General features: G+C 30.9%; 19 protein-coding genes. 15 read left to right on the forward strand and 4 right to left on the reverse strand.

The features are described 5' to 3' along the window. Positions 1 to 24: 24 nt before the first annotated feature. From guaA to ACIQZ1_RS06895, 15 genes are all read left to right on the forward strand, one after another. Positions 25 to 1,554, forward strand: coding sequence for a glutamine-hydrolyzing GMP synthase (guaA, locus tag ACIQZ1_RS06825; RefSeq protein WP_396160232.1), 1,530 nt, complete (start codon positions 25 to 27; stop codon positions 1,552 to 1,554). A gap of 185 nt (positions 1,555 to 1,739) precedes the next feature. Beyond that, positions 1,740 to 3,422, forward strand: coding sequence for a LysM peptidoglycan-binding domain-containing protein (locus ACIQZ1_RS06830; RefSeq protein WP_396160233.1), 1,683 nt, complete (start codon positions 1,740 to 1,742; stop codon positions 3,420 to 3,422). Then, entirely contained in the window at positions 3,422 to 3,826 is a 405-nt protein-coding gene (locus ACIQZ1_RS06835; RefSeq protein WP_396160234.1) for an OsmC family protein, read from the forward strand. Before ACIQZ1_RS06830 ends, ACIQZ1_RS06835 begins: the two co-directional genes overlap by 1 nt. Before the next feature lie 85 nt (positions 3,827 to 3,911). After that, positions 3,912 to 4,139 (forward strand): DUF3820 family protein, encoded by a 228-nt coding sequence (locus tag ACIQZ1_RS06840; protein WP_396160235.1) that lies wholly within the window; start codon positions 3,912 to 3,914, stop codon positions 4,137 to 4,139. A 128-nt stretch (positions 4,140 to 4,267) separates the two neighbouring features. Continuing rightward, complete coding sequence (locus ACIQZ1_RS06845) at positions 4,268 to 5,875, forward strand: CTP synthase (protein ID WP_396160236.1); 1,608 nt, start codon at positions 4,268 to 4,270, stop codon at positions 5,873 to 5,875. Positions 5,876 to 5,958: 83 nt separating this feature from the next. After that, complete coding sequence (gene yidC / locus ACIQZ1_RS06850; protein WP_396160237.1) at positions 5,959 to 7,854, forward strand: membrane protein insertase YidC; 1,896 nt, start codon at positions 5,959 to 5,961, stop codon at positions 7,852 to 7,854. Between the two features lie 115 nt (positions 7,855 to 7,969). Next, positions 7,970 to 8,725, forward strand: coding sequence for a toxin-antitoxin system YwqK family antitoxin (locus tag ACIQZ1_RS06855; RefSeq protein ID WP_396160238.1), 756 nt, complete (start codon positions 7,970 to 7,972; stop codon positions 8,723 to 8,725). A 12-nt stretch (positions 8,726 to 8,737) separates the two neighbouring features. Further along, a complete protein-coding gene (gene mnmA / locus ACIQZ1_RS06860; RefSeq protein WP_396160239.1) occupies positions 8,738 to 9,925 on the forward strand; it encodes a tRNA 2-thiouridine(34) synthase MnmA in 1,188 nt (395 codons plus the stop codon). Positions 9,926 to 9,961: 36 nt separating this feature from the next. Continuing rightward, the gene (locus ACIQZ1_RS06865) at positions 9,962 to 11,587 is read left to right on the forward strand and encodes a S8 family serine peptidase (protein WP_396160240.1); all 1,626 of its coding nucleotides are present in this window, start codon (positions 9,962 to 9,964) and stop codon (positions 11,585 to 11,587) included. A 12-nt stretch (positions 11,588 to 11,599) separates the two neighbouring features. Then, positions 11,600 to 12,544 (forward strand): NAD(P)H-dependent flavin oxidoreductase, encoded by a 945-nt coding sequence (locus ACIQZ1_RS06870; protein WP_396160241.1) that lies wholly within the window; start codon positions 11,600 to 11,602, stop codon positions 12,542 to 12,544. 10 nt (positions 12,545 to 12,554) lie between these two features. Further along, complete coding sequence (locus ACIQZ1_RS06875; RefSeq protein WP_396160242.1) at positions 12,555 to 12,965, forward strand: hypothetical protein; 411 nt, start codon at positions 12,555 to 12,557, stop codon at positions 12,963 to 12,965. Positions 12,966 to 12,971: 6 nt separating this feature from the next. Beyond that, entirely contained in the window at positions 12,972 to 14,276 is a 1,305-nt protein-coding gene (locus ACIQZ1_RS06880; protein WP_396160243.1) for an anthranilate synthase component I family protein, read from the forward strand. Positions 14,277 to 14,288: 12 nt separating this feature from the next. Continuing rightward, a complete protein-coding gene (gene tilS, locus ACIQZ1_RS06885; protein WP_396160244.1) occupies positions 14,289 to 15,605 on the forward strand; it encodes a tRNA lysidine(34) synthetase TilS in 1,317 nt (438 codons plus the stop codon). Continuing rightward, positions 15,589 to 17,601, forward strand: a complete 2,013-nt coding sequence (locus ACIQZ1_RS06890) for a protein-disulfide reductase DsbD family protein (protein WP_396160245.1) — start codon at positions 15,589 to 15,591, stop codon at positions 17,599 to 17,601. Before tilS ends, ACIQZ1_RS06890 begins: the two co-directional genes overlap by 17 nt. A 113-nt stretch (positions 17,602 to 17,714) precedes the next feature. After that, complete coding sequence (locus ACIQZ1_RS06895) at positions 17,715 to 19,250, forward strand: YifB family Mg chelatase-like AAA ATPase (RefSeq protein ID WP_396160246.1); 1,536 nt, start codon at positions 17,715 to 17,717, stop codon at positions 19,248 to 19,250. Positions 19,251 to 19,257: 7 nt separating this feature from the next. On the opposite strand, the gene ACIQZ1_RS06900 is transcribed toward ACIQZ1_RS06895, so the two are convergent. The 4 genes from ACIQZ1_RS06900 to ACIQZ1_RS06915 form a co-directional block, all read right to left on the reverse strand. After that, positions 19,258 to 20,619, reverse strand: coding sequence for an exonuclease domain-containing protein (locus ACIQZ1_RS06900; RefSeq protein WP_396160247.1), 1,362 nt, complete (start codon positions 20,617 to 20,619; stop codon positions 19,258 to 19,260). A 110-nt stretch (positions 20,620 to 20,729) separates the two neighbouring features. Further along, positions 20,730 to 21,077, reverse strand: a complete 348-nt coding sequence (locus tag ACIQZ1_RS06905) for a four helix bundle protein (protein WP_396160248.1) — start codon at positions 21,075 to 21,077, stop codon at positions 20,730 to 20,732. 62 nt (positions 21,078 to 21,139) lie between these two features. Then, positions 21,140 to 21,802: a YggS family pyridoxal phosphate-dependent enzyme gene (locus ACIQZ1_RS06910; RefSeq protein WP_396160249.1), complete on the reverse strand. Its 663-nt coding sequence runs from the start codon at positions 21,800 to 21,802 to the stop codon at positions 21,140 to 21,142. Continuing rightward, the coding region (locus tag ACIQZ1_RS06915; RefSeq protein ID WP_396160250.1) for a hypothetical protein at positions 21,793 to 22,202 on the reverse strand (410 nt) is incomplete at its 5' end. The genes ACIQZ1_RS06915 and ACIQZ1_RS06910, both read right to left, overlap by 10 nt.

Raw genomic sequence — 22,202 nt, forward strand, 5'->3', positions numbered from 1 at the left:
AAAAAAAAAAACAACAAAACACCAATGAACAACGTATTAATTTTAGATTTCGGATCACAATATACCCAATTAATAGCTCGAAGAGTTAGAGAATTAAATATTTTCTGTGAAATTTTTCCTTTCGATAAAATCCCTTCAGATTTATCATCATATAAAGCAGTAATTTTAGGTGGAAGCCCTTGTTCGGTACGCTCAGAAGAAGCTTTGCATCCTGATTTATCGCAAATAAGAGGTAAAAAACCGTTATTAGCGGTTTGTTATGGTGCACAATATTTAGCGCATTTTTCAGGTGGCGAAGTCGCTGCTTCGAACACTAGAGAATACGGAAGAGCAAATTTATCTTACATCAAAGAAAATGAAGTGTTTTTAGAAGGTGTTTCAGACAATAGCCAAGTTTGGATGAGTCATTCAGATTCAATCAAAAAATTACCAACAAACGGAATCAAAATAGCAAGTACAAAAGACGTTGAAAATGCGGCGTATAAAATTGAAGGTGAGACTACTTACGCCATTCAATTTCATCCAGAAGTTTATCATTCTACAGATGGAAAACAGATGTTAGAAAACTTCTTGGTTAAAATTGCAAAAGTGGAACAAACCTTCACGCCAAATGCTTTCGTTGAAGAAGTAATTGCAGATATGAAAGTCAAAATTGGTGACGATAAAGTAGTTTTAGGATTATCTGGTGGAGTTGATTCTACAGTTGCTGCGGTAATTTTAAATAAAGCGATAGGTAGTAATCTGTATTGCATTTTTGTAAACAACGGATTATTACGTAAAAATGAATTCCAAAGTGTTTTAGACCAATATAAAGGAATGGGATTAAATGTTAAAGGAGTTGATGCTTCTCAGCGTTTTTATGATGCTTTAGCTGGACTTGATGATCCGGAAGCGAAACGTAAAGCTATTGGAAATGCTTTTATTGAAGTTTTTGACGATGAAGCCAATCAGTTAAAAGATGTAAAATTTTTAGGTCAAGGTACTATTTATCCTGATGTAATTGAATCGGTTTCGGCTACTGGTGGACCTTCAGCTACTATAAAATCGCATCATAATGTAGGTGGTTTACCTGATTTTATGAAATTACAAATTGTGGAACCTTTACGAATGTTATTTAAAGATGAAGTGCGCAGAGTAGGTGCTACATTAGGAATTGATCCTGAATTATTAGGGCGTCATCCTTTCCCAGGACCAGGTTTAGCGATTCGTATTTTAGGTGATATTACACCTGAAAAAGTGGCGATTTTACAAGAAGTTGATGCTGTATTTATTAATGGGTTAAAAGAACACGGTTTATACGATAAAGTTTGGCAAGCAGGTGCTATATTATTACCAGTGAATAGTGTTGGCGTAATGGGCGATGAACGTACGTATGAAAAAGTTGTAGCATTAAGAGCTGTAGAATCTACAGACGGAATGACGGCAGATTGGGTACATTTGCCTTATGAGTTTTTAATGAAAATATCAAATGAAATTATCAACAATGTTCGTGGTGTTAATCGTGTTGTATACGATATTAGTTCGAAACCACCAGCAACTATTGAATGGGAATAAAAAAGATATAACAATATCAAATACAATGGCAATGTCAATATTTTACTAAAATTTGACATTGCTTTTTTTATTTTGAAATGTTGTAATTGAATTTATAATGCTTATTTTTGAAACGTAATATTGAAATTAATTTTATCATTATTCATCTTGGCACTGAAATTGCTTCGACATAAAAAAAAACCTACATGAAAAAAGCATATTATATATTGATTTTATTTTTGGTAAGTGTGCTAAATTATGCTCAAACCAAACACACCGTTATAAAAGGTGAAACTTTATATAGTATTTCAAAAAAATATAATGTTTCTACTGAAGACATTCTAAAAGCCAATCCAGAAGTACAAAACGGCGTTCAAGAAAATAGTATTCTTACCATTCCAAAAGCTGCAGTAATAGATTTATCTACGCCAAATAAGCATATTATTCAACCTAAAGATACAAAATATTCGGTATCCAAAAAATATGGAATTTCAATTGAAGAGTTGGAAAAACTAAATCCAGAAATGGTAACGGAATTTGAAATTGGTACGGAAATTAGATTGAAAAAAGGAGTCGTTTTAACTTTACCAAAATCAGTAAAAAATATTGTATCTTCAGAAAACGTAATTTCTCATGAAGTAGAAGCTAAAGAAACGTTGTATAGTATTTCGAAAAAATTTAATGTTTCTGTAGAAGAAATAATTGCTAAAAATCCATCAGCAAAAGAGGGTCTAATTGAAGGTACGTTATTGGTTCTGCCAAAAAAAAGTAATTTAATTGTAAAGAAAGATTCTATAATTTTAAAGAAAGAAAAAGTAAATTTATTAGAAACTGTAAATAAAACCAGAGAAAGAAATTTAGTTTTATTAATGCCTTTTAATATTAATAGAATTGAAAAAGATTCTTCTAAAACAAAAATCGAATATTTAAAAACAGATAAATTTTTAAACATAACGTTAGATTTTTATGCAGGTGCACTTAAAGCTATTGATTCAGCTAAAGTACTGGGATTACCTATTAATGCTAAAGTGTATGATGCGGAATCTTCAAAATATTCTTCAAACGTGGCTGCATTAATTAAAAATAATAATTTTTCTAATGTAGATGTTGTAATTGGCCCTTTTACCAATTCTTTCGTTGAACTTGCTGGACAATTAGTTGATAAAAAAACAGCAGTTATTTCTCCATTAACTAATGATGTTGGCGTTGGAGGTGCTAATACTTTTTATGCAATGCCTAATGAAACCATTCAAAAGGAGAAATTAATGGCGTATTTGAAATCAAAATCGGACGCTATTTTTGCTATTCATTCCTCATCAAAATCAAAACTAAGTACTTATTTTTCTTCTAATTATCCAGAAGTGAAATCATTTTATTTTAATGAAAAAGGTATTTTTGATTATGCGATTTTAAAATCTAATTTACAAAAAGGGAAAAAGAACTTTGTAATTTTAGATTCAGATAAAATTATTCAAGTACTTTCAGTAGTCAATAATTTATTAAAACTTAAAAAAGAATTTGATATTCAACTGGTGGTTATAGAAAGAAATGATGCTTTAGATTTTGAAGAAATTCCTTCTAAAAATTTAGCTGCATTGCAGATGTTGTATCCTTCCGCTATTCGTGAGAATGAATCATCAGAGGCGTTAATTTTTGCAAAAGCGTATAAAAAAGATAATAAAGTACAACCAAATCAATACGCAACTCGAGGTTTTGATGTGACTTTTGATGCTATTTTAAGAATGTGTCAGGAAGAAGGGTTTTTTAAATCTGCTGAAAGTCAAATCTCAGAGCAAATTGAAAGTCAGTTTAATTATATAAACAACACCAATAATGGCCTTTATATGATGTATTATAATTCAGATTTAACCATAAAACAAGCGCAATAATGGCAACGTCAAAAGTAACTTATTTAGGCGATTTAAGAACATCATCGATACATTTAGCTTCTGGTTCAGAACTTATTTCGGATGCACCAATTGATAACAACGGAAAAGGAGAAGCATTTTCACCAACCGATACAGTAGCTAATGCTTTGGCAAGTTGTATGTTTACGGTAATGGGCATAAAAGCACAAGATTTAAATGTGGATTTTTCAAATTCAACTGCTGAAGTCACCAAAATTATGGGAACAGAACCAAGACGTATTACTGAAGTTCATGTAACTTTTTCTATGAATGTTGAAGTAACGGACAAAGAAAGAATTATCTTTGAGAAAACCGCAATGACTTGCCCAGTTTTAAATAGCTTACATCCAGATATTAAAAAGGAAGTGGTTTTTAATTGGAAGTGATTTTATAGTCGGAAAATAAGCATACATTTATATTCTTTACTCTATTTTCTTTGTTCTATTTTCTATACTCTATATTCTCAAAAAAATGACCAACCAAGACCAGCTCATCAAACTCGCTTACACAATAATGCCTTATGGAAAATTTAAAGGGCGTTATCTTATTAATTTACCTGAACAGTATATTGTTTGGTACAAAAATAAGGGTTTTCCTGCTGGAACTTTAGGCGAGCAACTGAAATTGGTGTACGAATTGAAACTTAATGGATTAGAAGAATTAATTCATAATATTCAAAAAAAATATCCAAAACCCTAAATTTAATACATAATTGACAATTTGACTTATTGATAATTGGCTAATTAATATTATCTTTGCGTGTTTTTAAATTCAATTTCAGAGCGAACATTTTGTATGTCCCTCAAAACAACACAACAAACAACAACATGAATCAAACAAAATACATTTTCGTTACAGGTGGTGTTACTTCTTCATTAGGAAAAGGAATCATAGCAGCATCTTTAGCAAAATTATTACAAGCCAGAGGTTACAGAACTACTATTCAAAAATTTGACCCGTATATTAACGTAGATCCAGGAACTTTAAATCCATACGAACACGGCGAATGTTATGTAACAGATGATGGAGCAGAAACAGATTTAGATTTAGGACATTACGAACGTTTTTTAAATGTACCGACATCTCAAGCGAATAATGTAACTACAGGTAGAATTTACTTATCTGTTATTGAAAAAGAACGTCGTGGCGAATTTTTGGGAAAAACGGTTCAAGTCGTACCTCATATTACCAACGAGATTAAAGAACGTATGCAATTGCTTGGTAATTCAGGTGATTATGATATAGTAATTACTGAAATTGGTGGAACAGTTGGTGATATAGAATCGTTACCTTACATAGAATCGGTTCGTCAATTGGTTTGGGAATTAGGTGATACTAACGGAATTGTAATTCATTTAACGTTAGTGCCTTATTTAGCAGCTGCGGGTGAATTAAAAACAAAACCAACACAACACTCGGTGAAAACTTTGATGGAAAGCGGAATAAAAGCCGATATTTTAGTTTGTAGAACCGAACACGAAATATCTCAAGATTTACGTCAGAAATTAGCCTTATTTTGTAATGTTAAGAAAGATGCAGTTATTCAATCAATTGATGCTTCAACAATTTACAAAGTGCCAAATTTAATGCAAGATGAAGGTTTGGATAAAGTAGCTTTACAAAAATTAAATTTACCAGAAAAAGCTACGCCAGATTTAAAACAGTGGAATGAGTTTTTATACAAATTAGAGCATCCAAAACACGAAGTAAACATAGGTTTGGTTGGAAAATATGTTGAATTACAAGATTCATACAAATCCATTTTAGAAGCATTTATTCACGCTGGCGCTACACAAGAAACAAAAGTAAATGTAGTTAGTATACATTCTGAGTTTTTAGATAAATCAAATGTAGCTGATAAATTAAAAGGTTTAGATGGTGTTTTAGTAGCTCCTGGTTTCGGTGGAAGAGGAATTGAAGGTAAAATTGAAGCCATAAAATATGTACGTGAAAATAACATTCCATTTTTAGGAATTTGTTTAGGTATGCAAATGGCTTCTATTGAATTTGCAAGAAACATACTTGGTAAAAAAGATGCCAATTCAACCGAAATGAATGAAAATACAAGTTATCCGATTATCAGTTTAATGGAAGAACAGAAAACGGTAACTGAAAAAGGTGGAACTATGCGTTTAGGTGCTTGGAAATGTTCAATTAAAGAAAATACATTAGCACATAAAATATACGGAAAATCGAATATTTTAGAACGTCACCGTCATCGTTTTGAGTTTAATGGTGATTATTTATCAGAAATGGAAGCAGCAGGTTTAGTAGCTTCAGGTTTAAATCCAGATACGGGATTGGTGGAAATTATTGAATTACCAAACCACCCTTTCTTTATTGGCGTACAATACCACCCAGAATATAAAAGTACAGTATTAAATCCTCATCCTTTATTTATGGGATTAGTGGCTGCGGCTGTTAAAAACAAATAGAATTGTTATATTGTAACGATTTTATTTAAACGCATACAAATTATAAATTTAATTCAACTCCGTTTGAGTTGCACATTCATATTATGGAAGAAAAAAAGTTTGACATTAAGTCGTTTATTGGTTTCACATTAATCTTCGGGATTTTAATGTGGATGATGTATTCAAACCAACCTACAAAAGAAGAGTTAGCCGAAACAGCCAAAAAAGAACAAGCTGATAAAGAAGCAAAAACACCTAAAAGTGTAACAGCAACTACAACTCAATTCGTTCAAAAAACCGATTCTACAGGGAAAATTTCACAAGAAGCTTTATCTAAATTAGGTGCTTTCGCTTATGCAGCATCATTGCCATCAGCTAAAGATACTACCACATTATTATCAAATAACGTATTGCGTTTACAAATAGCAAATAAAGGTGGGTATATTTCTGAAGCTACTATATTAAATGAAGAGCAATTTAAGAAAGGTTCTGGTAAAGCGGTACAAATTATTAAAGATAATAATGCAAATTTTAATTTAACGTTTACCACAAAAGACGGTAAAGTTATCAATACTAAGGATTTATACTTCGAACCAAAATATACGAAAGAAGGAAAAAATCAGGTAGTAACAATGCAACTTAAAACAGGTGAAAATCAGTTTTTAGAGTACCGTTATGTAATGAAAGATAACGATCATATGTTGGAGTTTTCTATTCGTACACAAGGTTTGGAAAATGTTTTAAACACTTCAAAACCAACCGATTTAGAATGGAATTTAAAAACATATCGTAATGAAAAAAGTGTGTCTTACGAAAACAGATATACCGAATTAATTTACGAATTTGATGGTGGAAAAGACGATTATTTAAATGCGGCTTCAGATAAAGAAGATACTGCAGAAGCAGTTACTTATGTAGCATTTAAACAACACTTTTTTACTTCGGTGTTATTAACCAATACGCCGTTTAAAAAAGTAGATTTAAAATCTGACAATTTAGTAGATGATGAAAAAGTAGATACCGTTTTTACTAAAAACTTTACAGCCAAAATGCCTTTAGAGTTTAAAAATGGGGCTTTAAATTATGATATGAACATGTATTATGGTCCTACAGATTATAAAACTTTAAGTGCTTATGATAAAAACTTAGATGAATTGGTTTCTTTAGGTTGGGGTGTTTTTGGTTGGATTAATCAATTTGTATTTATTCCATTATTTGGATTATTATCAGGATTTATGCCTTACGGAATTGCAATTATTATCTTTACGATTTTGATAAAAATTGCGATGTCACCTATAACATACAAATCTTTCTTGTCGCAAGCCAAAATGAAAGTATTGAAACCAGAAATTGCAGAATTGGGTGAAAAATTTAAAAATAACCCAATGAAAAAACAACAAGAAACAATGGCATTGTATTCTAAAGCAGGCGTAAATCCAATGGCGGGTTGTATTCCAGCTTTAATTCAATTGCCGTTTATGTATGCCTCGTTTCAGTTTTTCCCTTCTGCTTTTGATTTAAGACAAAAAAGTTTCCTTTGGGCAGACGATTTATCTTCATATGATTCTATTTATAAATTACCATTTAATATACCTTTTTATGGTGATCACGTAAGTTTATTTCCAATATTAGCAGCTATTGCTATTTTCTTCTATATGAAAATGACTACTGGAGACCAAGCTATGCAAGCGCCTCAACAAGAAGGTATGCCAGATATGGGGAAAATTATGAAAATTATGATTTATCTTTCTCCAATTATGATGTTGGTTTTCTTCAATAATTATGGTTCAGGATTGAGTTTATACAACTTTATTTCAAACTTAATTACTATTGGAATTATGTTAGTAATTAAAAAGTATGTTGTTAACGAAGAAAAAATTCACGCACAAATTCAAGTGAATAAAACGAAACCTAAAACGGAATCGAAATTTCAAAAGAAAATGCGAGAAATAATGGAACAACAAGAAGCTCAAAAGGCATTAAACCAAAAGAAAAAATAAATTTTTTAAAAACCTGTTCTTGTTGCGAACAGGTTTTTTTATACTATTTTTGTAAAACAAACGTTGTATTATTTTAGTTAAAAAAAACACACACTTAATCAAACTATAGTAACCTATGAAAAAACTAATTTTTATTACTTTTTTAGTACTTGCAAATTTGGTTTCAGCACAAGATAAAATAAATCAATTTGACGAACAGGGCTTGCGTAACGGTTTTTGGAAAGGCGTTCACGAAGAAAGTAAACGTCCAAGATACGAAGGCACATTTGAACACGGAAAAGAAGTTGGTACTTTTAAATATTTTGATGATACAAAAGCAGGTACATTAATTGCAACTCGCGATTTTTCAAAAGCAGATGGTTCTTGTTATACTATTTTTTTCGATCAAAAAGGAAATAAAGTTAGTGAAGGTGTTGTAAAAAACAAACTTTTTGAAGGCCAATGGAAATATTACCATCAAGAATCTAAAGATATTATGACGCTTGAAAATTACAAAAACGGGAAGCTAAACGGAGTTAGAAAAGTGTTTTATAAAGCAAATAAATTAGCTGAAGAAATAAATTATACAGAAGGTAAGAAAAATGGTATTGCCAAAACGTTTGCCGAAAATGGAAAGCAAATAGACCAACATCAATACGTTAATGATATGATTGAAGGAATTGCCATTTATTTTGATGGGAATGGAAAAAAAATGTATGAAGGAACCTATAAAAATAATGTAAAGGTTGGAATGTGGAAATTTTACGAAAACGACAAAGTTGTAAAACAAGTTAAAGCAGAAAAATTTTCAAAGGAGTTATATAAAATGGAGCAAAAATTAGCCAAAAAGTTTGCTAAAAGTACTCCAAAAGAAAAACCAATTGAAGAATAATAATAAAAATAAATGAAACGAGTAGTAGTAGGACTATCTGGCGGTGTAGATTCAAGCGTAGCAGCCTATCTTTTGAAAGAACAAGGATATGATGTTATTGGACTTTTTATGAAAAATTGGCACGATGATTCCGTAACTATTTCAAATGAATGTCCGTGGTTAGAAGATAGTAATGACGCTTTATTGGTTGCTGAAAAATTAGGAATTCCATTTCAAACGGTTGATTTATCAGAACAATATCAAGAGAAAATAGTTGATTATATGTTTTCAGAATACGAAAACGGACGAACGCCAAATCCTGATGTATTATGCAACAGAGAAATTAAGTTTGATGTTTTTATGAAAATTGCTGTTTCTTTGGGTGCAGATTATGTAGCAACTGGTCATTATTGTCGTAAAAATACCATTGATGTTAATGGAAAACAAGTACATCAATTACTAACAGGAAAAGATGACAACAAAGATCAATCGTATTTTTTATGCCAATTATCGCAAGAGCAATTAGCAAAAGCACTATTTCCAATTGGCGAATTAACCAAACCAGAAGTTAGAGAAATCGCCACTAAAATGGAATTGGTCACGGCTGAGAAAAAAGATTCTCAAGGCTTATGTTTTATTGGAAAAGTGCGTTTACCAGAATTTTTACAGCAAAAGTTACAACCAAAAGAAGGTATAATTATTGAAATTCCTTCTACTGATGAAATTTATAATTCGATTCTTCCAAATTTTGTAAATACCGAAGAATCATTAGCTTTTTATGCTAAAAATAAAGACTATTCTAATGCAAATGGAATCGTCAAAGGAAAGCATCAAGGTGCTCATTATTTTACAAACGGACAACGTCGTGGTTTAAATGTTGGTGGTACTAAAGAAGGGTTATTTGTAATTCAAACCGATGTGGTAAATAATATTATTTATGTTGGAGAAGGCGCCAATCATCCTGGTTTATTCAAAAATACGTTATTCATAAAAGCAAACGAAGTACATTGGATTCGACAAGATTTAAAATTGAATGTAGGAGAAACTAAAAATGTAATGGCACGAATTAGATATCGTCAGCCGTTGCAAAAAGCAACATTACATCAATTTGAAAACGGAATGTATGTACAATTTGAAAATCCGCAATCTGCTATTACCGAAGGACAATTTGTTGCTTGGTATATGGATGATGAATTGCAAGGTAGTGGTGTGATTTCTTAAGTAGAATTTTATTATATTTGGTAAAACTTTGTGATTATGAAAAAACTGTACTTTTTACTAATTTTAGGAATAGCTAATTTCGGATATGCCCAAATTGAAGATGCTTGGGTGTATTTTAATAACAAGCCAAGTGCAGCAACTTATTTAGCTAATCCACTAACGATGTTGACACAACGTGCTTTGGATAGAAGAATCGCTCAAAATATTTCTTTAGATATTACGGATGTACCTGTGGAGCAAAGTTATATTACCCAAATTGCTGCCACTACAGGTATTACAGTTATGGCAAAATCAAGATGGATGAATGCGTTGCATATTCGAGGCACACAAACCAATATCCAAGCTTTAACTAGTTTAAGTTTTGTAAATCATGTCACTTTTGCCAACCATTCCTTAAATCCAGGTGGAAGAAGTTCACAAAATCAAAAAATTACTGCAGTAAATAAACAATTAGATGCTCAAGTAATATATAATTACGGCGATTCCCAGAATCAAATAGAAATGCTTAACGGACATTTATTACACCAACAAAATTATACGGGACAAGGAAAGGTCATTGCGGTTTTAGATTCTGGTTTTTTAGGAGTTAATACAGCTATTCCATTTCAAAATTTAATAACAAATAATAAAATTTTAGGTGGATATAATTTTCCAGATCAAAATACTAATTATTTTTCCAGACATAATCATGGTTCAAATGTGTTATCCACAATGGGTGGTTTTGCTGAAGGACAATTAGTAGGTACAGCTCCAAATGCCAATTATTATTTATTTATTACAGAAGATATTAATTCTGAAAACCCTGTAGAAGAATCATATTGGGTAGAGGGTGCAGAATTAGCAGATTATTATGGCGCAGATGTAATTAATTCATCTTTAGGGTATTTTGGATATGATAATCCTACTTATTCTCATCAATATGATGATATGATTGGAAATAAGACATTTGCTTCTAAAGGAGCCAATATGGCTTTTAGTAAAGGAATTGTAGTAGTAATTAGTGCTGGTAATTCAGGCGCGACTACAGAACCACATATTGGTACACCAGCAGATGCTATTGGCGCATTAACTATTGGTGCGGTAAATAGTTTAGAACAATACGCTGCATTTAGTTCAATAGGTCCTTCATATGATGGACGTGTTAAACCAGATGTTTGTGCAAAAGGTTTAGGAACAACTGTTTGTTCCCCAACGGGTACTATATATAATTCTAGTGGAACCTCTTTTTCAAGTCCTGTTATTGCTGGTATGGTAGCTACTTTTTGGTCGGCTGTACCTAATTTAACTGCACAACAAGTGGTTCAATTTATCAAACAATCATCAGATAATTATAGCAATCCAACCATACAAAAAGGATACGGAATTCCAGATTTTCAATCGGCTTTAACTGCGGCTTTAAATATGGAAATAATTGTAGATGAAGATTCAAAATATTTTACAGTCTATCCAAACCCAACAGAAAACCTAATGTTTTTACATCTAGAAAATTCTTCTGAAAAAGGAACAATTGAAATCAGTAATACATTGGGACAAAAAGTAGCTGAAAAAGAATTTGAAGGTTCTTATAACGCCTTTATTGATTTAGAAGATTTACCAAAAGGTATTTACTATTATAGATATTTATCTACTAAAGAACATGTTGGTAAAATAATTAAAAAATAGGAGTACAGATAAATGAATAAAATCACACAATTATTTGGAATAAAATACCCAATTATTCAAGGAGGAATGATTTGGAATAGTGGTTATAAATTAGCAAGTGCTGTAAGTAATGCTGGAGGATTAGGTCTTATTGGTGCGGGCTCTATGTATCCTGAAGTGCTAAGAGAGCACATTCAAAAATGTAAGAAAGCTACCTCAAATCCATTTGGTGTAAATGTTCCGATGTTATATCCAAACATCGAAGAAATTATGCAAATTATTGTAGAAGAAGGTGTGAAAATTGTTTTTACTTCTGCTGGAAATCCTAAAACTTGGACTACTTTTCTAAAGGAAAAAGGCATTACAGTAGTGCATGTAGTAAGTAGTTCAAAATTTGCTTTAAAAGCCCAAGAGGCAGGTGTAGATGCTGTTGTTGCCGAAGGTTTTGAAGCTGGAGGACATAACGGTAGAGAAGAAACGACAACACTTACTTTAATTCCAATGGTAAAAGAAAATATCACAATTCCATTAATTGCAGCTGGCGGAATTGCTACAGGAAAAGGCATGTTAGCCGCAATGGTATTAGGTGCAGATGGTGTTCAAATGGGAAGTCGATTTGCCGCTTCAATAGAATCAAGCGCGCATATTGACTTTAAAAAAACCATTTTAGAAACCCAAGAAGGTGAAACATTGGTTACTTTAAAAGAATTAGCGCCTGTTAGATTAATTAAAAATAAATTTTTTAATGATATTCAAACCGCTTATGCCAATTGTGCTTCCGTAGATGATTTAAAAACGTTATTAGGTAGAGCAAGAGCCAAACGAGGAATGTTTGAAGGCGATTTAGTTGAAGGTGAATTAGAAATCGGACAAATTGCAGGATTAATTCATGATATTCTTCCTGTTGAAACGATAATAAATGATGTGATTACCGAATTTAATTTTGCAAAAGGTAGTGTAAATGAAATTCAATTTTAATATATATAAAATGAAAAAAATAGTTATTGTATTGTTTTTAGGTTTATGTACACAGTTGGGATTTTCTCAAACGTATCAATTTAAAACAGTTAATTATTCTGTTTCTCAAAAAAATGCAAAAGGCGAATGGTCTAAATGGTCTAAAACACAACCCACTGAACTATTGATTAATTTGGATAGAGACAAACATCGCTTTGTAGTGTATTCTGAAATTATTCAACTGTATAGTATTTTAAAATATGAAGATAAAGTTGAAAATGAAACAGGAACGTCTAATAAATATTTTTGTGTTGATAATTTAGGTATAGATACTGTTATAACAATTGTCTCTCCTAAAAATGCAGGAAGTAGCAAACAAATTTATATTGCAAATGATGAAATGATTATTGAATATGATCTAATTTATTTAGGCGAAAAATAATATCTCTTGCGAACTACTAGTACAAAACACATAGCAAATCCAACTCTTTTTAAAGAGCAAATTTTATATTGGAGTCAGCAATTTAGTGAAACAATCATTTTAGATAGCAATGTTGAAAGCAATGAAAATCAATTATATAAGTCTTATGATTTAATAGTAGCTGTAGACGCTTTCACATCCATTCAAACCGATTATGAAAAGGCATTTGAAGATTTGTATCAATACCAATCTAAAGCAAATGATTGGTTATTTGGATATTTAGCTTACGATTTAAAAAATGATGTTGAACACTTGCAATCTCAAAATTTTGACGGATTAGGTTTCTCAGATTTGTACTTTTTTCAACCTAAAAAAATCTTTTTATTAAAAGATTCTACTTTAGAAATTCAATATCTAAATATGTGTGATGATGAAATTGATTCTGATTTTGATGAAATTATTCAAAGTCAAATGTCAAATGTCAAATGTCAAAAGTTATCAATTAATATACAACAAAGAATTTCTAAAGAAAATTACATAAAAAAAGTCGAAAAAACCTTATCACACATACATCGAGGAGATATTTATGAGGCTAATTTTTGTATGGAATTTTTTGCGAATAATGCTCTAATTGAACCATCGGAAATTTATCAAAAATTAAATAAAATATCTGATTCGCCATTTGCTGTTTATTTCAAGAAAAATAAGCAGTATTTACTATCGGCCTCACCAGAACGTTATTTGAAAAAAGATAATGAAAAAGTAATTTCTCAGCCGATAAAAGGAACAGCAAAGCGTAATACGGATTCAAATATAGACGAACAAAATAAAATAGCTCTTAATAGCAATCCAAAAGAACGTTCAGAAAATATTATGATTGTTGACTTGGTAAGAAATGATTTATCTCAAACCGCTACGAAAGGTAGTGTTAAAGTAGAAGAATTATGTGAAATTTATACTTTTAAACAAGTGCATCAAATGATTTCAACTGTAGTTTCATCTGTATCACATACCACTTCACCGATTGAAATTTTACGAACCACTTTTCCAATGGGAAGTATGACAGGTGCTCCAAAAATTTCAGCTATGAAAATCATTGAAGATTTGGAAGAAACAAAACGAGGATTGTATAGCGGAGCTGTAGGCTATTTTACACCTTCAGGAAATTTTGATTTTAATGTGGTGATTCGAAGTATTTTATATAATTCTGAAAATCAATATTTAAGTTTCTCTGTTGGAAGTGCCATTACTGCTGAAGCCATTCCAGAAAACGAATACGAAGAATGTTTATTGAAAGCAAAAGCCATGTTTGAGGTGCTTCAAGTTAATTAATTATATTTGAAAATGTTTCAAAAGTTTAAAATCCATATTGATATTAATTTTTCTTTCTTACAAGATAAAAAACTTCTTGTGGCTACAAGTGGCGGTGTGGATAGTATGGTTTTGGTACATTTATTTCAAAAATTGAATTTCAATTTTGCTTTGGCGCATTGCAATTTTCAATTAAGAAATTTGGAAAGTGATGCTGATGAAGAATTTGTAAATAACTACGCAGAACAGAATAAGATTCCTTGTTTTACTACAAAATTTGATACCCTAAACTATTCTGAAATCCATAAATTATCTACACAAGTTGCAGCCCGAAATCTAAGGTATGATTGGTTTAACGAGATTTTAATACAAGAAAATTTCGATTATATAATTACAGCGCATCACGTAGATGATGTGGTTGAAACGTTTATGATTAATCTTTCTAGAGGAACGGGTTTAGAAGGTTTAACAGGAATTCCATCAAAAAATGGAAATATTATCCGACCCATGTTGCCTTTTTCTCGCAAAGAAATTGAAATTTATGCCTCTGAAAACCAATTACAATGGCGAGAAGATAGCAGTAATGCTTCGGATAAATATGTAAGAAATAAAATTAGACATCATATTGTGCCTGTTTTTAAGGAAATTAATGATTCGTTTTTACTATCATTTCAAAATACGTTAGAACATCTTAATCAGCAACAATCTTTAGTAGATGATGCAGTTTTGTTGGTGTATGAAAAAGTAGTTTCAGAAGAAAAACAACAATTAAAAATTAATATTTCAGCTTTACTTCAATATAATAATTATAAAGCGTATTTGTACCAATGGCTTCATAAATATGGATTTACAGCTTGGAATGATGTGTATGATTTAATATATTCTCAATCAGGAAAGCAAATTTTTTCAGAAAACTATGTTCTATTGAAAGATAGAGAATATTTACTTCTTTCCCAAAAAACTACTGATTTTGAAACCGTTGTTATACATTCTGTAACTGAAAACACTAATTTTCCGTTAAATTTTAGTTTTTGTAACACAAGTAACATTTCAAATCAAAACAAGAACATTATATTTGTAGAAGAATCGAAGTTACAATTTCCGTTAACCATAAGAAAATGGAATTCGGGCGATTATTTTTATCCAGCTGGAATGCAAGGCAAAAAGAAAGTTAGTAAGTATTTTAAAGATGAAAAATTTACATTATTTCAAAAACAACAAGCTTTTATTTTAGAAAGCAACAATAAAATTGTTTGGATAATAGGGCATAGAGCCGACGAACGATTTAAGCCAGAAAACACCAATCAAAATATAATACAAATAACCTATAATAATGAAGAAAATAGTTAGTTTATTAGCGATATTAGTTACCTTTTTTGGAACAGCACAAATTGTAGAACCTGTAAAATGGAGTTCAAGTGTCGTTAAAGTTTCTGATACAGAAATTGATTTAATTATTACTGCTAATATTGAAAATAATTGGCATTTATATTCTCAATATACACCAGATGGTGGTGCGTTACCGTTGGTTTTTACATTTAAAAATCAAAAAGGAAACTACCAATTAATAGGAAAAACTAAAGAAGGAAAATATAAAAAATCATTTAACGAAATATTTGAAATAGAAGAATATTACTTTCAAACTTCGGCAAAATTTACACAACGAATTAAAATATTAAATTCCAATTTAAAAACAATATCTCTTTTGGCAGATGGTCAAGCGTGTATTGATGGAAAATGTGTGCAAACAGAAGCCAATTTAAAATTTAATTTACCAGAATTAAAAGTTTTGGAAAGTACTGAAATACTAATTGATTCAGCTGCAAAGACTACAGATTCAGTTGCAACATCAGAAGTTGATACCACAAAGCAAACTGTTGCGCCAGTAAAAAATTCAAATAATGCAACAGCAGAAAAAGAAGAAAAAAGTTTATGGACAATTTTCTTTTTAGCCTTTCTTGGTGGTTTTGCCGCACTTTTAATGCCTTGTATTTTCCCAATGATTCCAATGACAGTTAGTTTTTTTACCAAACAAAGTAAAACCAAAGCTGCAGGTATTAGAAATGCCATCATATACGGCTTAGCCATTATTGCTATTTACGTTTTATTAGGTTCATTAATTACGGGAATTTTTGGCGCAGAAGCACTAAACGAATTATCTACAAGTGTTACGTTTAATTTAATTTTCTTTGCCTTATTAGTAATTTTTGCACTTTCGTTTTTAGGCGCTTTCGAAATAGTTTTACCTAGTTCTTGGGCTACAAAAATTGATTCAAAAGCAGATAAAGGCGGTATTGTTGGCATCTTTTTTATGGCATTGGCTTTAGCCGTAGTTTCATTTTCTTGTACAGGTCCAATTGTAGGTACATTACTTGTAGAATCAGCTTCTAAAGGTGGTTTAGCACCAATTATTGGAATGTTAGGTTTCTCAATTGCCATTGCTTTACCATTTATGTTATTTGCTATGTTTCCAGGTTGGTTAAATTCTATGCCAAAATCGGGTGGTTGGCTAAATACGGTTAAAGTTTCTTTAGGATTTTTAGAATTGGCTTTTGCCTTCAAATTTTTATCTAATGCTGATTTGGTTTTACAAAAACATTGGTTAGAAAGAGAATTGTTTATTGCGATATGGATTGCTGTATTTGCTGCTTGGGCGTTATATTTATTTGGAAAATATATTTTACCGCACGATTATGAAAAAGCAGATAAAATAGGAGTAGGGCGTTTAGTAATGGCTATTATCGTTACCACTTTTACTTTCTATATGATTCCAGGATTATGGGGCGCTCCATTAAAAATATTAAGCGGATTAACACCTCCAATGAATTATGCAGAAAGCGCATCAGGATTTGGGAATGGGAATTCGAGTACAGCAGAATTACCAGAACACGCGCACAATGGACCACACGGAATTATCGCTTTTGAAGACTATGAATACGGATTAGCTTATGCGAAAAAAGTAGGTAAACCCGTCTTATTGGATTTTACGGGTGATGCTTGTGCAAATTGCAGAAAAATGGAAGACAATGTTTGGTCTGACAAAAACATTTTATCTATCTTAAAAAATGATGTAGTTTTAGTTTCTTTATATTGTGATAGAAAAATTGATTTGCCTAAAGAAAAACAATACGTTTCTAAAACAACGGGTAAACAAGTAATTACTATTGGAAACAAATGGACAGATTTACAAATTTCAAGATATAAAAGTAATTCACAACCCTTATATGTTATTATTGATAATGAAGGTAATGATTTAGAAGGTGTAACTCCAATGGCATTTAATACCAATATTGAAGAATATAAGAAATGGTTAGAAAACGGGATTGCCTTGGCTAAAAAGAAGTAAATTAGTTCTAAATATTTATAAAATCTGTATGAAATCATTTTATACAGATTTTTTTATTTCAAAAACTTTTCTACATTTGTACTTATATAAGCCAATTTTTAAAAGTACACGCCATGTTAGTAAAAGTCTTTGGAAGCGCCGTTTTCGGTGTAGATGCCACCACTATTACTGTAGAAGTAAATATCGATAAAGGAATCGGATACCATTTAGTAGGTTTACCAGATTCCGCAATTAAAGAAAGCAGTTATCGTATTGCTGCAGCTCTAAAAAATAATAATTATAATCTTCCTGGAAAAAAAATCACCATAAATATGGCGCCTGCCGATTTAAGGAAAGAAGGTTCTGCCTATGATTTAACCTTAGCTATTGGAATTTTAGCTGCTTCTGGTCAAATTAACGCCGACGATGTTGGAAAATACATCATTATGGGCGAAATGTCTTTAGATGGTGGTTTACAGCCAATTCGCGGTGCATTATCTATAGCTATAAAAGCAAAAGAAGAAGGTTTTAGAGGAATTATCCTTCCCAATCAAAATGTAAAAGAAGCTGCTATAGTGGATGGTTTGGAAGTGTATGGTGTAGATAATGTGTTGCAAGTCATTAATTTTTTTGAAGGTAAAGAAACTTTAATTCCGACCATAATTGATACGAAAGAAGAATTTTCTAAAAATCTTGAATTTCCAGAATTCGATTTTGCTGACGTCAAAGGTCAGGAGTCAATTAAAAGATGTATGGAAATTGCAGCAGCAGGAGGTCATAACATTATTTTAATCGGTCCTCCAGGCGCTGGTAAAACTATGTTAGCCAAACGTTTACCAAGTATTTTACCACCAATGAGTATGCAAGAAGCGTTGGAAACAACTAAAATTCACTCGGTTACAGGTAGAATAAAAGATGCAGGATTATTAACGCAACGACCTTTTCGAGCACCACATCACACGGCAAGTTCTGTTAGTTTAGTTGGCGGAGGAAGTTATCCCCAACCAGGAGAAATTTCTTTAGCGCATAATGGTGTTTTGTTTTTAGATGAATTACCTGAGTTTAAACGTGAAGTTTTAGAAGTGATGCGCCAACCATTAGAAGATAGAGAAGTAACAATCGCTCGAGCAAAATTTACGATTACTTATCCTTCTTCATTTATGTTAGTAGCTAGTATGAATCCAAGTCCGAGTGGTTTTTTTAACGATTCGAAAAATTCAAATGGTGCTTCACAAATGGAAATGCAACGCTATTTAAGTAAAATTTCAGGACCTCTTTTGGATAGAATCGACATTCATATTGAAGTAACGCCTGTACCTTTTGAAAAATTATCAGAAACTCGCAAAGCAGAAAGTAGTGTTGAGATTAGAAATCGTGTAACTGTTGCGAGAAATATCCAAACAAAACGTTTTGAAAGCTACAATCATATTCATTATAATGCACAAATGAGTAGTAAGTTAATTCGTGAATATTGTGCTTTAGATGATGTTTCTTTACAGTTATTGAAAACGGCTATGGAACGATTAAATTTGTCGGCACGAGCGTATGATAGAATTTTAAAGGTTTCTCGAACTATTGCCGACTTAGAAAATTCAGAAAATGTTTTTTCACATCATATTGCGGAAGCCATTCAATATAGAAGTTTAGATAGAGAAGGTTGGTTAGGATAAAAGAATTCTAAAATTTAATAATTCGCATTACTCTATTTTTTCTAATATGATTTTTTATGATGGATGTTGTATCTCTATTATTTTGCATCGGAATTATGATGTTTTTTAAGATGTCAATATTCGTAATTTGATAATTTAAATCGAAAAAACAATATCCTTTATAAACACCATTTTCAATTAAAACGGCACTACGTTCTTCAATTCCTCGACCTTTGTCGACTACCACCATATTGTTGTTTTCAAATTGTAATTTATCAATAGAATCTTGAGCACGAGTGTTATATGTTTCAGGACTTTCAAGCTGTATGCAAGCGCCATTACATTCTTTTATTTTGTATTGAAAACAAGCGGATTTTGTTTCGTAAAGGCCATTTATTTTCTGACATAATTGATTTTCAGATGTTAATTTAAAAAGAAAATTTTTACCTTCTTGTAAACTTACGAATGAGGTGATTTCTTTTTTTCGACCATCTGCTTTATCAATAGTTATTGCTAAGTAACCTTCGTTATTTATATGTGAATACATAGCGAAATTAAAAATACTTTTGCGTTGTGCTCTATTGTATATTGGTTTATTGATTTTGATTTCTTCCGATTCTTTCAATAAAGCAATTAATTCGCTGCCTGTTTCTTCAAATGTAACGGCATATACATCACGTTGAATTTTTTTACTTTTTGCATTTACACCTGTAAAATGCTGATTGACACGTTTTTTAATATTTTTGCTTTTTCCAATGTAAATTAAATCGCCTTTTTCATTATGAATATAATAGATACCTGTTTTTGATGGAAGTTTCTCAATAATATCTAATAGTTTAGGCGATAATCCTGCTTTTATTTCAGTTTTTATATAACTTTTTACAATTTCTTTAGTCAAATCTTTTGCTAAAAGCATCTTGAATAATTTAACAGTTGCCAAAGCATCACCACTTGCTCTATGTCTGTCTGCCATTGGAATTCCTAATGAACGCACTAATTTCCCTAAACTATAAGACGGCATTTCTGGAATAATTTTTTTAGCTAATTCTACAGTGCAAAGTGTAGGTTTTTTAAAATCAAAACCCAAACGTCTAAATTCCATTTGTAAAATTCGGTAATCGAAACTGGCGTTATGAGCTACAACAATAGTACCTTCAGTAATTTCAATAATTCGTTTTGCCACTTCGTAAAACTTTGGCGCACTTCGAAGCATAGCACTATTAATACCAGTCAATTTTACTACAAAAGGCTGAATTGGTTTTTCTGGATTCACCAAACTAATAAACTGGTCAACCACTTCGTGACCATCAAATTTATAAATGGCAATTTCCGTAATACCTTCTTCATTGTATTGTCCGCCCGTAGTTTCTATGTCGATTATTGTGTACATATTCAATCTCAATGTCAATTTCAAAAATCAATGTCAAATTCAAAAATCAATGTCAATATAATGAATATTAAAAATTGAAATTTGCTATTGTAATTGATATTGCTATTGAATTATTTTTTGTTTATTATCATTTTTGATGAAATTGCAATTAGCTCTTCAATTTCAGTTAAAAGTAAATTTCTTTTTCCTTCATCACCTTCTTTTATATAATCTAAAATTTTTAATGAGTTTCTGGATTCTTTTAACTCTTTAACTACTAATGAAACTTTAAAAACAAAATCTTTATCAGTAATTGTACCTTGAGCTTCTCCAAAATTTAAAGAAGCACTTCCAGATGAACGAATTAACTGATTTTTATAATATTCATTTTCAAATAATTTATCTAATTGTCTTGTAAAGAAAATACATTCACCCGCAAATCGAACTAATCTATCCTCAAAATTGAATATTTTTTCCATTTATTTTTTAATAATTATTGAATTTTGTAATTGCTATTGCTATTGATTTTTGTAATTGCTATTTATCTCGCTCCAAAGATACTACTTCCAATTCGAACCATTGTACTACCGCACGAAATGGCAAGTTGATAATCGCCAGACATACCCATTGATAGGATGTTGGGTTTTAGGTTTTGGGTAAAAGGAATAGTATTCAATTTATCAAAAATCGTTTTCAAATGGTTAAATTCTTTTTCAATTTGGTTTTGATTTTCAGTGAAGGTTGCCATGCCCATTAATCCTACAATTCTGATGTTTTCTAAACTATTATAATCTTCAGAGGTTAAAATATGATTCAGTTCTTCTTCATCTAAACCAAATTTAGTTTCTTCTTCCGCGATATGAATTTGTAATAAACAATCAATGACTCTATTGTGCTTTTTGGCTTGTTTGTTTATTTCTTGCAACAATTTTAAACTATCTACCCCGTGAATCAAACTCACGTATTCTGCCATAAATTTAACCTTATTGGTTTGTACGTGACCAATCATATGCCATTCGATATCTTTTGGCATTTGTTCCCATTTTTCAGTCATTTCTTGGATTTTGTTTTCCCCAAAAATACGCTGACCCGCATTGTAGGATTCCATCAAATCGGAAACAGGTTTGGTTTTTGAAACCGCAACCAAAGTCACGTGAGCTGGAAGTTGGGATTTTATTTGAGTTAGGTTTTTAGTTATTGACATTTGATTATTTTTTCATTTATTCTATTGATTACCAATTTTTCATCAATAATTATTTTTTCTTCTTTTATCATTTTGAATTCTTCAAAAATTTTAATTATTTCAATATCAGTGAAATTTTGATAATAGTTTAATTTAAAATTCTCTTTTTTATATTTAAAGTGCAAATAAAATTGAGCGCCACAAATTCCAATTTTGGAGCCATTTGAAATTATAGATATTTTTGTTTTTTTTATTTCTATAGATTTTATCCAACTTTTATTTAAAGTTTCACCTTCAATAATTAAATTTGAAAGATCATCAAATGATATTTTACTAATTACTGTTCTAACCTTAATGAAATATATGAGTAGAAAAGTTATACTTAATAAAAATATTAATAAATATTTAAAATCATTTAGGG

Origin of the sequence: Flavobacterium sp. (assembly GCF_044341185.1) — a bacterium.
GTDB lineage: Bacteria > Bacteroidota > Bacteroidia > Flavobacteriales > Flavobacteriaceae > Flavobacterium.

What these genes read in the sequence shown, in the direction of transcription:
- ACIQZ1_RS06900 (WP_396160247.1), bottom strand. Translation starts at nt 20,619, where the DNA reads ATGTACACAATAATCGACATAGAAACTACGGGCGGACAATACAATGAA.
- ACIQZ1_RS06905 (WP_396160248.1), bottom strand. Translation starts at nt 21,077, where the DNA reads ATGGAAAAAATATTCAATTTTGAGGATAGATTAGTTCGATTTGCGGGT.
- ACIQZ1_RS06870 (WP_396160241.1), top strand. Translation starts at nt 11,600, where the DNA reads ATGAATAAAATCACACAATTATTTGGAATAAAATACCCAATTATTCAA.
- ACIQZ1_RS06845 (WP_396160236.1), top strand. Translation starts at nt 4,268, where the DNA reads ATGAATCAAACAAAATACATTTTCGTTACAGGTGGTGTTACTTCTTCA.
- ACIQZ1_RS06875 (WP_396160242.1), top strand. Translation starts at nt 12,555, where the DNA reads ATGAAAAAAATAGTTATTGTATTGTTTTTAGGTTTATGTACACAGTTG.
- ACIQZ1_RS06840 (WP_396160235.1), top strand. Translation starts at nt 3,912, where the DNA reads ATGACCAACCAAGACCAGCTCATCAAACTCGCTTACACAATAATGCCT.
- tilS (WP_396160244.1), top strand. Translation starts at nt 14,289, where the DNA reads ATGTTTCAAAAGTTTAAAATCCATATTGATATTAATTTTTCTTTCTTA.
- ACIQZ1_RS06890 (WP_396160245.1), top strand. Translation starts at nt 15,589, where the DNA reads ATGAAGAAAATAGTTAGTTTATTAGCGATATTAGTTACCTTTTTTGGA.
- ACIQZ1_RS06865 (WP_396160240.1), top strand. Translation starts at nt 9,962, where the DNA reads ATGAAAAAACTGTACTTTTTACTAATTTTAGGAATAGCTAATTTCGGA.
- ACIQZ1_RS06835 (WP_396160234.1), top strand. Translation starts at nt 3,422, where the DNA reads ATGGCAACGTCAAAAGTAACTTATTTAGGCGATTTAAGAACATCATCG.
- yidC (WP_396160237.1), top strand. Translation starts at nt 5,959, where the DNA reads ATGGAAGAAAAAAAGTTTGACATTAAGTCGTTTATTGGTTTCACATTA.
- guaA (WP_396160232.1), top strand. Translation starts at nt 25, where the DNA reads ATGAACAACGTATTAATTTTAGATTTCGGATCACAATATACCCAATTA.
- ACIQZ1_RS06895 (WP_396160246.1), top strand. Translation starts at nt 17,715, where the DNA reads ATGTTAGTAAAAGTCTTTGGAAGCGCCGTTTTCGGTGTAGATGCCACC.
- mnmA (WP_396160239.1), top strand. Translation starts at nt 8,738, where the DNA reads ATGAAACGAGTAGTAGTAGGACTATCTGGCGGTGTAGATTCAAGCGTA.
- ACIQZ1_RS06830 (WP_396160233.1), top strand. Translation starts at nt 1,740, where the DNA reads ATGAAAAAAGCATATTATATATTGATTTTATTTTTGGTAAGTGTGCTA.
- ACIQZ1_RS06910 (WP_396160249.1), bottom strand. Translation starts at nt 21,802, where the DNA reads ATGTCAATAACTAAAAACCTAACTCAAATAAAATCCCAACTTCCAGCT.
- ACIQZ1_RS06855 (WP_396160238.1), top strand. Translation starts at nt 7,970, where the DNA reads ATGAAAAAACTAATTTTTATTACTTTTTTAGTACTTGCAAATTTGGTT.